16 protein-coding genes are annotated in these 11,719 nt (G+C 59.5%); 10 read left to right on the top strand and 6 right to left on the bottom strand.

The window, feature by feature from the left end; genetic code table 11:
* Position 1 precedes the first annotated feature (1 nt).
* Complete coding sequence (gene hisC, locus FW764_RS14880; protein ID WP_446434567.1) at positions 2–1,054, top strand: histidinol-phosphate transaminase; 1,053 nt, start codon at positions 2–4, stop codon at positions 1,052–1,054.
* A 130-nt stretch (positions 1,055–1,184) separates the two neighbouring features.
* Here hisC and FW764_RS14875 read toward each other — a convergent pair whose 3' ends face one another.
* The gene (locus FW764_RS14875; RefSeq protein ID WP_446434566.1) at positions 1,185–2,459 is read right to left on the bottom strand and encodes a uracil-xanthine permease family protein; all 1,275 of its coding nucleotides are present in this window, start codon (positions 2,457–2,459) and stop codon (positions 1,185–1,187) included.
* A gap of 2 nt (positions 2,460–2,461) precedes the next feature.
* Positions 2,462–3,100, bottom strand: a complete 639-nt coding sequence (gene upp, locus FW764_RS14870; protein WP_017138223.1) for a uracil phosphoribosyltransferase — start codon at positions 3,098–3,100, stop codon at positions 2,462–2,464.
* 165 nt (positions 3,101–3,265) lie between these two features.
* On the opposite strand from upp, the gene FW764_RS14865 reads away from it, so the two are divergent.
* The 4 genes from FW764_RS14865 (at position 3,266) to FW764_RS14850 (ending at position 5,208) form a co-directional block, all read left to right on the top strand.
* A complete protein-coding gene (locus tag FW764_RS14865; RefSeq protein ID WP_446434565.1) occupies positions 3,266–3,823 on the top strand; it encodes a hypoxanthine-guanine phosphoribosyltransferase in 558 nt (185 codons plus the stop codon).
* A gap of 3 nt (positions 3,824–3,826) precedes the next feature.
* On the top strand, positions 3,827–4,294 hold the full coding sequence (locus FW764_RS14860) for a WbuC family cupin fold metalloprotein (RefSeq protein WP_446434564.1): 468 nt from the start codon (positions 3,827–3,829) through the stop codon (positions 4,292–4,294).
* Positions 4,295–4,329: 35 nt separating this feature from the next.
* Complete coding sequence (locus tag FW764_RS14855) at positions 4,330–4,815, top strand: hypothetical protein (RefSeq protein WP_446434563.1); 486 nt, start codon at positions 4,330–4,332, stop codon at positions 4,813–4,815.
* Positions 4,816–4,920: 105 nt separating this feature from the next.
* A complete protein-coding gene (locus FW764_RS14850) occupies positions 4,921–5,208 on the top strand; it encodes a PA4642 family protein (protein WP_446434562.1) in 288 nt (95 codons plus the stop codon).
* A 73-nt stretch (positions 5,209–5,281) separates the two neighbouring features.
* On the opposite strand, the gene mqo is transcribed toward FW764_RS14850, so the two are convergent.
* Together mqo and FW764_RS14840 are read right to left on the bottom strand one after the other, a co-directional pair.
* Positions 5,282–6,790, bottom strand: coding sequence for a malate dehydrogenase (quinone) (gene mqo, locus FW764_RS14845; RefSeq protein ID WP_446434561.1), 1,509 nt, complete (start codon positions 6,788–6,790; stop codon positions 5,282–5,284).
* A gap of 728 nt (positions 6,791–7,518) precedes the next feature.
* Entirely contained in the window at positions 7,519–7,752 is a 234-nt protein-coding gene (locus tag FW764_RS14840; protein ID WP_446434560.1) for a hypothetical protein, read from the bottom strand.
* Between the two features lie 182 nt (positions 7,753–7,934).
* Here FW764_RS14840 and FW764_RS14835 point away from each other — a divergent pair, with 182 nt between their 5' ends.
* Positions 7,935–8,519: a YajG family lipoprotein gene (locus FW764_RS14835; RefSeq protein WP_094953024.1), complete on the top strand. Its 585-nt coding sequence runs from the start codon at positions 7,935–7,937 to the stop codon at positions 8,517–8,519.
* Positions 8,520–8,588: 69 nt separating this feature from the next.
* Here FW764_RS14835 and FW764_RS14830 read toward each other — a convergent pair whose 3' ends face one another.
* Entirely contained in the window at positions 8,589–8,798 is a 210-nt protein-coding gene (locus tag FW764_RS14830) for a hypothetical protein (RefSeq protein WP_446434559.1), read from the bottom strand.
* Between the two features lie 182 nt (positions 8,799–8,980).
* Here FW764_RS14830 and FW764_RS14825 point away from each other — a divergent pair, with 182 nt between their 5' ends.
* Positions 8,981–9,238, top strand: a complete 258-nt coding sequence (locus tag FW764_RS14825) for a hypothetical protein (protein ID WP_446434558.1) — start codon at positions 8,981–8,983, stop codon at positions 9,236–9,238.
* Positions 9,239–9,299: 61 nt separating this feature from the next.
* Here the strand turns inward: FW764_RS14825 and FW764_RS14820 are convergent, their stop codons facing one another.
* Positions 9,300–10,463 (bottom strand): 1-acyl-sn-glycerol-3-phosphate acyltransferase, encoded by a 1,164-nt coding sequence (locus FW764_RS14820; protein WP_446434557.1) that lies wholly within the window; start codon positions 10,461–10,463, stop codon positions 9,300–9,302.
* A gap of 131 nt (positions 10,464–10,594) precedes the next feature.
* Here FW764_RS14820 and FW764_RS14815 point away from each other — a divergent pair, with 131 nt between their 5' ends.
* From FW764_RS14815 to FW764_RS14805, 3 genes are read left to right on the top strand one after another with little or no spacing between them, the layout of a single operon-like run.
* Positions 10,595–10,777, top strand: coding sequence for a CPXCG motif-containing cysteine-rich protein (locus FW764_RS14815; RefSeq protein ID WP_083360104.1), 183 nt, complete (start codon positions 10,595–10,597; stop codon positions 10,775–10,777).
* A gap of 11 nt (positions 10,778–10,788) precedes the next feature.
* Positions 10,789–11,049, top strand: a complete 261-nt coding sequence (locus FW764_RS14810) for a putative signal transducing protein (protein ID WP_064450739.1) — start codon at positions 10,789–10,791, stop codon at positions 11,047–11,049.
* Positions 11,050–11,085: 36 nt separating this feature from the next.
* A complete protein-coding gene (locus FW764_RS14805) occupies positions 11,086–11,706 on the top strand; it encodes an SOS response-associated peptidase (protein WP_446434556.1) in 621 nt (206 codons plus the stop codon).
* Positions 11,707–11,719: the final 13 nt, after the last annotated feature.

Below are 11,719 nucleotides of genomic sequence, written 5' to 3'. Positions count from 1 at the left end.
CATGAGCAAATTCTGGAGCCCGCTCGTCAAGGATCTCGTTCCTTACGTGCCCGGTGAGCAGCCGAAGTTGACCAAGCTGGTGAAACTCAACACCAATGAAAACCCCTACGGCCCATCGCCCAAGGCGCTGGCCGCCATGCAGGCCGAGTTGAACGACAACCTGCGTTTGTACCCGGACCCCAACAGCGACTTGCTCAAGCAGGCGGTGGCGAAGTACTACGGGATCGACGCGGGCAAGGTGTTCCTCGGCAACGGGTCCGACGAAGTCCTGGCGCACATCTTCCACGGTTTGTTCCAGCACGACCTGCCGCTGCTGTTCCCGGACATCAGCTACAGCTTCTACCCGGTGTACTGCGGCCTTTACCGCATTGCGTTCGACGCCGTGCCGTTGGATGAGCAGTTCCAGATCCGCGTGTCGGACTACGCCAAGCCCAACGGCGGGATCATCTTCCCGAACCCGAACGCGCCGACCGGTTGCGTGATGGCGCTGGACGCCGTGGAGCAAATTCTCAAGGCCAGCCCGGATTCGGTGGTGGTGGTCGATGAAGCCTACATCGACTTCGGCGGCCAAACGGCGATCAGCCTGGTGGACCGTTACCCTAACCTGCTGGTGACCCAGACCCTCTCCAAATCGCGCTCACTGGCCGGTTTGCGTGTGGGCCTTGCGGTGGGGCACCCAGACCTCATCGAGGCGCTGGAGCGGGTCAAGAACAGCTTCAACTCCTACCCGCTGGATCGCCTGGCGATTGTCGGCGCGGCGGCGGCATTTGAGGACCGTGAGTACTTCGAGAAGACGTGCCAGTTGGTGATCGACAGCCGTGAAAAGCTGGTCGCGCAGTTGCAGGCCAAGGGGTTTGAAGTGTTGCCTTCTGCGGCCAACTTCATCTTTTCCCGTCACCCACGGCACGACGCCGCTGGCTTGGCCGCCAAGTTGCGTGAGCAAGGGGTGATTGTGCGGCACTTCAAACAGGAGCGGATTGCCCAGTTCCTGCGGATCAGCATCGGTACGCCGGAGCAGAACCAGGCACTGATTGACGGGTTGGGCGAGCTTTAAGCCCTACTGAAGATCAAAAAAATGTGGGAGGGGGCTTGCTCCCGATTGCGGTGTGACAGTCACAGTATCTGTGTCTGATCCACTGCTATCGGGAGCAAGCCCTCTCCCACATTTGGTTTTGCGGTGTGAGTTAGAGCAGTGGCTCATCCTGCTTCTTGTTCTTCCAGCCATCATTGCCCGGCAGCAGCAGGTTCAAACCAATCGCGACTACTGCGCACAAGGCGATGCCCTTGAGGCCGAAATCATCCGGGCCAGTGCCGGTGCCGACCAGCACGCCGCCAATCCCGAACACCAGGGTCACCGACACAATCACCAGATTGCGGGCTTCGCCCAGGTCGATCTTATGGCGGATCAGTGTGTTCATACCCACGGCTGCAATTGAGCCAAACAGCAGACACAGAATCCCGCCCATCACCGGTATCGGAATGCTTTGCAGCAATGCGCCGAACTTGCCGATAAACGCTAGGCTGATGGCAAACACCGCCGCCCAGGTCATGATTTTCGGGTTGTAGTTCTTGGTTAGCATCACCGCGCCGGTCACTTCGGCATAGGTGGTGTTCGGTGGGCCGCCAAACAGGCCAGCAGCCGTGGTGGCAATCCCGTCACCGAGCAGGGTGCGATGCAGGCCGGGCTTCTTCAGGTAGTCGCGACCGGTCACGCTGCCCACCGCAATCACACCGCCGATATGTTCAATCGCCGGGGCCAAGGCCACCGGGACGATGAACAAAATCGCCTGCCAGTTGAATTCCGGCGCGGTGAAGTGGGGTAGGGCGAACCACGGCGCAGCGGCGATCTTCGCCGTATCGACCACGCCAAAGTAGAACGACATGGCAAAGCCGACCAATACGCCGGAGATGATCGGCACCAGGCGGAAAATGCCCTTGCCGAACACCGCCACGATCAAGGTGGTCAGCAACGCCGGCATCGAGATCAGCATGGCTGTCTGGTAATGGATCAGCTCGGCGCCATCGCCTGACTTACCCATCGCCATATTGGCGGCAATTGGCGCCATGGCCAGACCAATGGAGATGATCACCGGGCCGATCACCACCGGCGGCAGCAGGCGGTCGATAAAACCGGTGCCCTTGACCTTCACGGCCAGGCCGAGGAAGGTATAGACGAAACCGGCCGCCATCACCCCGCCCATCGTCGCCGCGAGGCCAAACTGGCCTTTGGCGAGAATGATCGGAGTGATAAACGCAAAGCTCGATGCCAGGAATACCGGCACCTGCCGCCCTGTCACCACCTGGAACAGCAACGTGCCTAGGCCCGCGGTAAACAGGGCGACGTTTGGATCAAGGCCTGTGATCAGCGGCATCAACACCAGCGCGCCAAATGCTACGAAGAGCATCTGTGCGCCAGACAGGATCTGGCGCCAAAGCGGGTCGTTGAATTCATCCTGCATGTTCACGCGTCCTTCTGCTTGGTGCCGAAGATCTTGTCACCGGCGTCGCCCAGGCCTGGGATGATGTAGCCGTGTTCATTCAAGCGCTCGTCGATCGACGCAGTGTAGATCTGCACGTCCGGGTGGGCCTTCTCGACGGCGGCAATGCCTTCGGGTGCAGCCACCAGCACCATGGCGCGGATGTCCTTGCAACCCGCCTTTTTCAGCAAGTCGATGGTGGCAACCATGGAGCTGCCGGTGGCGAGCATCGGGTCGATGATCATCGCCAGGCGCTCGTTGATTTCCGGGACGAGTTTTTCCAGGTAGGTGTGCGCCTGCAATGTTTCTTCGTTGCGGGCCACGCCGACGGCGCTGACTTTAGCGCCCGGAATCAGGCTGAGCACGCCTTCGAGCATGCCGATACCGGCGCGCAGGATCGGCACTACAGTGATTTTCTTACCGGCGATTTTCTCCACCTGCACGGGACCGGCCCAACCGGGGATCTCGTAGGTTTCCAGGGGCAAATCTTTGGTAGCTTCGTAAGTGAGCAGCGCTCCGACTTCCTGAGCAAGCTCACGGAAGTTCTTCGTGCTAATGTCGGCACGGCGCATAAGGCCGAGTTTGTGTCTGATCAGCGGGTGGCGGATCTCGCGAGTGGGCATGGGAAAAGCTCCGGCGGCGGGCAAAAAAACCGGCCTAGATTAATCTATCCGAGGGTGTTGTCCTATAGACATCTAGTACGTTAGTCCATTAAGGCTTGAACGTTGCGCCTCACATGCGTACCTTTGCCCGCTTTTCTTGCCACAGCACCCCCCTTGGAGAGCGCCATGTCTGCTGATCTCGAGCATATCCGTCAAATCATGCGCGAGGCTGACTGCCTGTACACCGAAGCGCAAGTCGAAGAGGCAATCGCCAAGGTCGGCGCTCACATCACTCGCGAAATGGCCGACACCAACCCGGTGGTCTTCTGCGTGATGAACGGTGGCCTGATCTTCGCCGGAAAATTGCTCACTCACCTGCAATTCCCGTTGGAAGCCTCCTACCTGCACGCCACCCGTTATCGCAACGAAACCACCGGCGGCGACCTGTTCTGGAAAGCCAAGCCGGAAGTCTCGTTCATCGACCGCGACGTGCTGATCATCGACGACATCCTCGATGAAGGTCACACCCTGGGCGCGATCATCGACTTCTGCAAACACGCTGGTGCGCGCACTGTGCACACCGCCGTGCTGATCGACAAAGACCACGACCGCAAGGCGCGCCCGGACCTGAAAGCCGATTATGTCGGCCTGCCGTGCATCGACCGTTACATCTTCGGTTACGGCATGGACTACAAAGGCTACTGGCGTAACGCCAATGGCATCTTCGCCGTTAAAGGGATGTAACCCGTGGCCCGCTTTCTTGATCAGTCGCTGTTCACCGAATTGGCCGAGAAAGCGGCCGTCAGCCCCCGGGCTCGGCACCATCACAACTTCCATCAAATGGAAGAGCCCTGCCACCGCCTGGCCGTGGGAATGCAACCCGACACGTATGTGCCGCCGCATCGCCACCTGAGCGCCGACAAGGCAGAAACCCTGTTGGTGCTCAAGGGCAGCGTGGGCGTGTTGGTGTTCAGCGACACCGGCGAGGTCATTGCCAAACGCGTGATGCAGGCGGGCGGTGAATGCTCGGGCGTTGACCTGCCACCGGGTGTGTTTCATGGCCTGGTCGTGCTGGAGCCTGACAGCGTGATGTTCGAGTGCAAGGCCGGGCCGTATCGAGCGTTGGGCGAGGGAGAATCACCTGCCTGGGCGCCGCGCGAAGGCGATGCCGGCGTCGCCGAGTATCAACGCTGGATGCTCGCCCAGTTCGATTGAGCTACAGTGCTCGGCCACCTTCCACGGAGCGGCCCATGAGCCTGTTGATACGCACCTGCGCCGTCCTGGCGTTGACCCTCAGTTTGCCCTTGGCGGCGGCCCCGGTGCCGATGCACAGCCAATTCCTGCCGCCTGACGACCTGACTCTGCGCGCCGAAACCCCTGACCAGCAGCAACTGCTGCAAATCACCGAATACGCGGTGGTGGTGGGCAATCAACGGCAATCCACTCAGCAGCCGATCCCGGTGACGTCGCCGCTGATGATTCGCCTCAAGGGCAAACCCTTGAACAAAGGCGCGACCATCGCTCAGGTGGTGCTCAATTTTGATGCCGAAAGCAAAAGCCTGAAAAAGCCGGTGTTCGATGAGAACAGTAAAACCCTGACGTTGTCTTACCCAGTGGCCCAGTACCGTGTGATTGTCGACCTGCTGCGCAACGACACGGTGTATGTGCAGTTCCTCAGTTATGCCAACGGGCATATCTGGGCGGATCTGCACACTGGCGCTGTTCGCGCTAAATAGTGAGACCGCGGGTAAGCCAATGTGCGGGCTCTTCGTTGCTTCCGAAGCGCGTGCCCCGCAGGTAAACTGCTTCTCCCGTGTAATGTCTGCAGGCTGGAGTCGGTAATGCGTAAAGATAAGAAACAGGTGATTGGTGACGAGATCGGCGACGACCAGATCAAGTTGTTCCTGGACTTCGAGCCGGTTGATGCGACTTCACCGTCCCTGCACAAGCTGATCAAGGCCTACCGCGGCCTGCGTATCGACGACTTCGAGCGTTTCCTGGGCTTTTTCAAGGAAGCAGGCCTGGATCTGGACGGCAAGGACGAGCATGGCCAGACATTCGTTGAGTTGATCAAGGATCAGCGCAACGCTGGCGAGTACATCGAGCTGATCGACAACGCTCGCAGCTGATTATCCGAGGCATAAAAAAACGCCCATAGGGGCGTTTTTTGATCTGCATCCTGTGACGCTCTGCGTCACGTCCTCAAGCGTAGCTTTCGGCTTCGTTGCTGTGCTCAACCAGTTCCAGGCTGATGTTGTTCTGCGTATTGATCTTGCGATACAGCTCGGCATCCGTTTCCAGCACTTTTTCTCGCGCGGGGAAGATCTCGTGCAACTTGGCCGCCCACTCACCGGCCGTTTTCTCCGGGAAGCAACGCTCGATCAACTCCAGCATGATCGACACGGTCACCGAAGCACCTGGGGACGCGCCCAGCAGGGCTGCCAGCGAGCCGTCTTTCGCTGCGACCAGCTCGGTGCCGAATTGCAGTACGCCGCCTTTTTTCGGGTCTTTCTTGATGATCTGCACCCGTTGGCCGGCCACTTCCAGGCGCCAGTCTTCGGCTTTCGCCTCAGGGTAAAAGCGGCGCAGGGATTCCAGGCGCTGCTCCATCGACTGGCGCACTTCGCTGACCAAGTACTTGGTCAGGTCCATGTTGTCGCGGGCCACGGCCAGCATCGGGCCGATGTTGCCGGCACGAATCGACATTGGCAGGTCCAGGAACGAGCCGTGCTTGAGGAACTTGGTGGTGAAACCGGCGTATGGTCCAAACAGCAGGGATTTCTTGCCTTCCACTACGCGCGTGTCCAAGTGCGGCACGGACATCGGTGGTGAACCCACCGCAGCCTGGCTGTAGACCTTGGCCTGGTGGTGCTTGACCACTTCCGGGTTGTCGCAACGCAGCCACTGGCCGCTGACCGGGAAGCCGCCGAAGCCTTTGCTTTCTTCAATACCCGACGCTTGCAGCAGCGGCAGGGCTGCGCCACCGGCGCCGAGGAACACGAACTTGGCGTCGACTTCACGGCTGTTGCCGCTGTTGACGTCCTTGATGCTGACGGTCCAGCCCGCGCCGTTGCGCTTGAGGCCGGTGACGCGCTTGCAGTACTTGACCTGGGCATCCGGTGCGCTGGTCAAGTGCGACAACAGTTGATTGGTCAGGGCGCCGAAATTGACGTCGGTGCCATTCATCACGCGGGTGGCAGCGATTTTTTCGTCGAGCGGGCGGCCCGGCATCATCAGCGGCATCCACTCGGCCATCTCGCTGCGGTCTTCGGTGTAGTGCATGTCCGAAAACGCGTGATGCTGGCTGAGGGTTTCAAAGCGCTTCTTGAGGAAGGACACGCCTTTGTCGCCCTGCACGAAGCTCAGGTGCGGCACCGGGCTGATAAACGATTTGGACGAGCCAAAGGTGCCCTTTTTGGTCAGGTACGCCCAGAACTGCTTCGACACCTCGAACTGGGTGTTGATGTGCACGGCTTTTTTGATGTCGATAGAGCCGTCAGCGGCCTGCGGTGTGTAGTTCAGCTCACACAGCCCGGCGTGACCGGTACCGGCGTTGTTCCACGGGTTGGAACTTTCCGCGGCACCCGAATCCATCAGCTCAACGACTTCCAGCTTGAGGCCAGGGTCGAGCTCTTTGAGCAGTACGGCCAGGGTGGCACTCATGATGCCGGCCCCTACCAGTACTACGTCGACTGCTTCGTTATGCGCCATTTAACGCGTCTCCAAAATCTGCAGCACCAAATTGACGGCATGGCTGCCAGGAGTGACGGGGCGGTTCACGTGTTGCCCCAGGTTACCCATGGCCAGGATCGCCATGTCCGTTTCGCAATTCTTTGCAACTTCAGCGCACGCTTCCTGCCGGGCTAATCTGCCTATGAACGCATTCATACGCGCCTGTGGCAATTCGACTTATGGTCAAAGCGTGCGATTTGTGCAACCAATCCGTAGCGGACAGGCTCAATCTCCGGTGTTTGAGGAGTACTTGGTCCTGTGTGGTTGGGCTGTTCCAGACGCTGATGGTGCTTGTACAAACGCCAAACTATTCATTTGCTCGCCACACTCTTGTGAAGTTGTGAAAACCCGTTTTTTTCACGCTCTTTTGAAGACGTGAACCTCAAAAAAGGGCTGCCCCAGCCTGGCACCTGGCCCGCAAACCTCTGCCGACACGCGGCAAAAAACGGGTAAACAACTCAAGTGGCCGAGCGCAATGGCAGCTCTGGCAGATTCGGGTAAAGACGATGGTTTGCAGAGAAAACAGCAAGCGCGCCAGCTTCACTCGATCTGTGTGGGCGGCTCTCTGTGGGCGATTTTGGAGTTAATACCGAGGCATTAACGATGCTGCGAGGCCCGATCAGGAGACGTCCTTATAATCGGGGGGAGATTGTAGCGAAGAACGCCAGGGAAATGGGCGTGTTTTATGACTTTAATTCGTGTCTCGGTCAGGAGGCCAACGCATGCCGGGTTTGCGCGTGCGTCACTTTTGGGCTAACCCGGGCGCTCGCTGGCAGCGGGCGGTGCATCCAGCCCAAGTGGGTCTCGGCGACCTCCACCCAGCCTTCACCGACGGGCGGCAAGCTGCACTGCTTGAAAGCTTGGCAATGACCATGGGCGTCCAGCAGGGCATAGTGCCGATGACGGGCGCGTGGCATGAACAATGACTTGAGAAGGCGCATGGCTTTGTACCTATTACGTTACATGCTTGAAGGTTGCCAGTGTGCCATGACACTGGAATGACGGATTTATGTGAAATTGTAATTTCAGCATGCTTTCAGCTGCCGTTCAGGATGGCTGGTGAGTGGCGCGTATGCACCGTTATACTGGCGGCCTGTTTGCATCTAGTCCTGGAGAAATGAGTATGTTGCAACGCCTGTTGTTCGGTTTGATCACTGTGACCAGTTTGACCCTGGTTGGCTGCGCCAACAGCCCGCAACAACTCAGCCCGCAACCTAAAGTCACCGCGCAACTGGCCCCTGTTGGCCATGGTCAGCCGGTGTCGGTGCGCGTGGTGGACGGTCGCCCCTCGCCGACTCTGGGCTCGCGTGGTGGCCTGTACCCTGAGACTGCGCTTATTTCGGTAACCGGTCAGGACGTGCTTCCCAAGCTGCAAGCCCAGGCTGAAGCTGCCGTGCGCCTGCTGGGTTTCACCCCGGCCAACTCGCCGGGCGCTCCTCAATTGACCATCACATTGGCGGAGCTGAAATACCAGTCGCCTAAAGATGGCCTGTATGTGACTGAAGCCTCCATCGGCGCGACGTTCAAGTCCGACGTCAGTGCCGGTACGCGTCGCTACAGCGGCCGCTATGGTGCTTCGCTGAATCAGCGCTTTGGCATGTCGCCGAACCAGGAAACCAACACCAAGTTGGTCAGCGATGTCCTGAGCGACGCCCTGACGCGTCTGTTCAAAGACCCAAGCATCGGCCAACTGCTCAGCTCGCAGTAACCGCCAACCGGCGCCTTAAAAAACAACCGGGCTCAGTGGATGAGCCCGGTTTTTTTATGCCTGTAACGTTCATGCAGCCGTTTCGACATAAAAGTCCAGCACACTCACACCAGTCAGCGAATCCAGCTCCGGCAGGTCGGCATGCTGGTGCCCGCCCAGCGCGCAATACACCAGCCAGTGGCGATCCTGCACGTTAAACGCCAAGCCGCCGACCAGCGCCTCTTGCTCATCGGTCTGGGCGATCAGATACAGCCGATCCTGGTTCTGCGCATGCAACATGAGAAGCTCCCGAACGTTCGAAGGGCAACAGAGTGGCCTGTTAAGGTGACGTTCAGGTGACGCTGTAAATTACTGGATACATTGATCGTACATGGGGGACGGAGCGTTTCGCGGCAGGAGGCCAATATCGTTCAGGTTTGTATCTGAATGGGTACCAGAACACTGTCCGACTGAGGTTTGCGATGGCGCTGCCTGCACTGCTGATCAATGCTGTGGCTTTAGTGGTAGCCTGCCTGGGTGCAGCGCTGCTGTTCATTACCCGCCTGCGCGAGCAACGCGCACTGGCTGACCTGACCACGCAAAGCGAAGAGCGCGCGATCGACCAACCTATGTTGTTTCTGGATGTGCGCACCGAACGGGCGCATCGCCTGGCTTACCGTGTCGGGTTTGCCTGCCTCGGGCTGGCGCTGGTCGCTTCTTGGCTCAGCACCCGCTTGTAAAAACACTGCAAAACTAAATGTGGGAGCGGGCTTGCCCGGCTCCCACATTTAGTTCCGGTGTTTACAGCGGGATGCCCGCTTTAACCCGATATTGATTACGCACTGGCGTCGCATACTGCACCACCAGAAACGGCCGGTGCTCAGTCGGGCACTCATTCAAGCGCCGCTCCCATTCCGCCTTCGCCTTGGCCAACTCCTCAGCTGGGAACACCTCGGCCGCCGTCGGCACCTGCAATTGCGGATCAGCGTCGCTCCACTGCGCGTATGCCAGGTAATGCACTGGGAACAAGCGATAGCCGCCGAGAATCTGCCGATCCATTTCCGTCGCCAGCAGTTTAGTGTCTTCAAAGCGCTCGGTAATCGGCGGTGCAAAGTTCACATGCACACGTCCCTTGTAGCCGGTGATGCCCAAAGCAATGCTCACATCATCTTCACCTGGCGCCTTGCTGTAGGTGCCGGTGGTGGCGCGGATGTACAACTCGCGAGCCTTGGCGGTGTCGCACGGGTCGTATTCGTAGCTGATCGACACCGGCGTCAGGTTCAACGACTGGATCACCTCGGCAAACGGCTCGTCCTTACGGCTGACATGGAACATCTTGAGGATCGCCGACTCGGTGCGATCATCGCCATCCTTGGCGCGGCCTTCGGCCTGGGCGATCCAGATCGACTGGCAGTCGTTGCGGATCGAGTGGTTGATGTAGGCCGACAGCAGGTTATACGCAGCCATCTTTTCCTTTCGCCCGGTGATCGAGCGGTGCACGATGAAGCTCTTGTTCAGGCGCATCAGGTCGCTGACAAACGGCTTTTGCAGCAGGTTGTCGCCAATCGCGATGCGCGGTGTCGGCAGCCCGGCGTGGTACACCGCGTAGTTGACGAAGGCGGGGTCCATCACAATGTCGCGGTGGTTGGCCAGAAACAGGTAGGCAGTGCCGGATTTGAGCTGTTCGACGCCGGTATAAGTAACGCCGTCGGTCGCGCGATCAATGGTATGGTCGACGTAATACTCGACTTTGTCCTGCAGCGTGGCCACGGTGGTGACGCCGGCGAACTCGCGGCGCAGCTTGCGGGCGATCATCGGCTTGAGCAACCAGCCCAGGGCGCCGGCAAAGCGCGGGAAGCGGAAGTGGGTCAGGATGTCCAGAAAGGCCTTGTCACTGAACAGACGTGCCAGCACTGCCGGGACTTCGCTGTCGTTGTAAGGTCGGATGGTATCGAATTCGCCCATCATGCTCTCTTGTTAGAAACGGCTAGGGTAAGTAAAGGAAATATCAGGGTGCGGCCGCAATATTGGCTCTGCCGTGAATAGCCCTGTAAATAGACCGGCGATTATACGCACAAGTCACCTGGGAGACCGCGATGCTGGAAACCGAGTCGTACGATTGTCCTTATTGTGGTGAGCCGGCCGAGGCTGTACTCGACCTTTCCGGCGGCGATCAGTCATACATTGAAGACTGCCCGGTGTGTTGCCGGCCGATTATCTTTGATCTGCAGGTACACGATGACGAATGGATGCTCTCGGTACGCAGCGAGAACGAGTGACAGGTACGTCCATGCAGCGAATCTATGAACCGGAGAACCTGATGGAAGGCGAGCTGCTGCAACAGATGCTCGCCAGCGAAGGCATCGAGGCGCACCTGGTGGGGCGCCATTTGCTCGGTGGTACCGGCGAATTGCCGATTTTCGGCCTGCTGGGCCTGGAAGTAGACAACGACCAGGCCGCCTACGCTCGCGAGCTGATCACCGCCTACATCGGCGCGCAACCGCTGCCCGGCGATGAACCCGACAGCTTCCCTGACGTATTGGTCTGTTAGGCTGTCGGTCGGTTTACCCAAGAGTCGTGTTGCCCCATGTGTGGACGTTATGCCCTGTTTCGCTGGAACCCCGCCTTTGCCGCCTTGCCGGGCTTCCCGGCCGACCAGCAGGCCCAGTGGAACATCTCCCCGAATGATTCGGTGCTGATCCAGCGCTTGAGCGAAGGCCAGCGCACCCTCGCGCGCGCCCGCTGGGGGCTTACCCCGCCCTGGCTGACCGACCTTTCGCGCACCCCGGCCCACGCCCGCGCCGAAACCCTGGCCGAGCAACCGATGTTCCGCGAGGCCTTCCGCCAGCGCCGCTGCCTGCTGCCGGCCAACGGTTTTTACGAGTGGCGTGGCACCCAGCGCAAGCGCCCCTACTGGCTGACCCCGGGCGAGGGCTCCACGCTGTTTTTTGCGGCGATCTGGGAAGCGTATCCGGTGCAGGAGCAAGTGTGGCTGAGTACGGCGGTGGTGACCCAGGCGGCGCAGAGCCAGCGACGGCCGTTGATTCTGGATGCGGCGGGGCAAGAGGCGTGGCTGAATCCGCAGACGCCGTTGTCGGTGTTGCAGGGTTTGTTGGCCGGTGAGCCGACCGCGTTGCGCGAGCGGGTGTTGGCCAATATGGTCAATGATCCGAAGCTGAATGGGCCAGAGTGCCTGACCCCAGGTTGAGGGCGGCCTCAAA

Source organism: Pseudomonas sp. 1152_12 (assembly GCF_052850675.1).
Note: the sequence above shows the minus strand (reverse complement) of the source record. Positions and strands in the feature narration are given on the sequence as shown.

Coding starts and splice junctions, on each gene's coding strand:
- hisC (WP_446434567.1), top strand. CDS start 2: ATGAGCAAATTCTGGAGCCCGCTCGTCAAGGATCTCGTTCCTTACGTG.
- FW764_RS14875 (WP_446434566.1), bottom strand. CDS start 2,459: ATGCAGGATGAATTCAACGACCCGCTTTGGCGCCAGATCCTGTCTGGC.
- upp (WP_017138223.1), bottom strand. CDS start 3,100: ATGCCCACTCGCGAGATCCGCCACCCGCTGATCAGACACAAACTCGGC.
- FW764_RS14865 (WP_446434565.1), top strand. CDS start 3,266: ATGTCTGCTGATCTCGAGCATATCCGTCAAATCATGCGCGAGGCTGAC.
- FW764_RS14855 (WP_446434563.1), top strand. CDS start 4,330: ATGAGCCTGTTGATACGCACCTGCGCCGTCCTGGCGTTGACCCTCAGT.
- FW764_RS14850 (WP_446434562.1), top strand. CDS start 4,921: ATGCGTAAAGATAAGAAACAGGTGATTGGTGACGAGATCGGCGACGAC.
- mqo (WP_446434561.1), bottom strand. CDS start 6,790: ATGGCGCATAACGAAGCAGTCGACGTAGTACTGGTAGGGGCCGGCATC.
- FW764_RS14840 (WP_446434560.1), bottom strand. CDS start 7,752: ATGCGCCTTCTCAAGTCATTGTTCATGCCACGCGCCCGTCATCGGCAC.
- FW764_RS14835 (WP_094953024.1), top strand. CDS start 7,935: ATGTTGCAACGCCTGTTGTTCGGTTTGATCACTGTGACCAGTTTGACC.
- FW764_RS14830 (WP_446434559.1), bottom strand. CDS start 8,798: ATGTTGCATGCGCAGAACCAGGATCGGCTGTATCTGATCGCCCAGACC.
- FW764_RS14825 (WP_446434558.1), top strand. CDS start 8,981: ATGGCGCTGCCTGCACTGCTGATCAATGCTGTGGCTTTAGTGGTAGCC.
- FW764_RS14820 (WP_446434557.1), bottom strand. CDS start 10,463: ATGGGCGAATTCGATACCATCCGACCTTACAACGACAGCGAAGTCCCG.
- FW764_RS14815 (WP_083360104.1), top strand. CDS start 10,595: ATGCTGGAAACCGAGTCGTACGATTGTCCTTATTGTGGTGAGCCGGCC.
- FW764_RS14810 (WP_064450739.1), top strand. CDS start 10,789: ATGCAGCGAATCTATGAACCGGAGAACCTGATGGAAGGCGAGCTGCTG.
- FW764_RS14805 (WP_446434556.1), top strand. CDS start 11,086: ATGTGTGGACGTTATGCCCTGTTTCGCTGGAACCCCGCCTTTGCCGCC.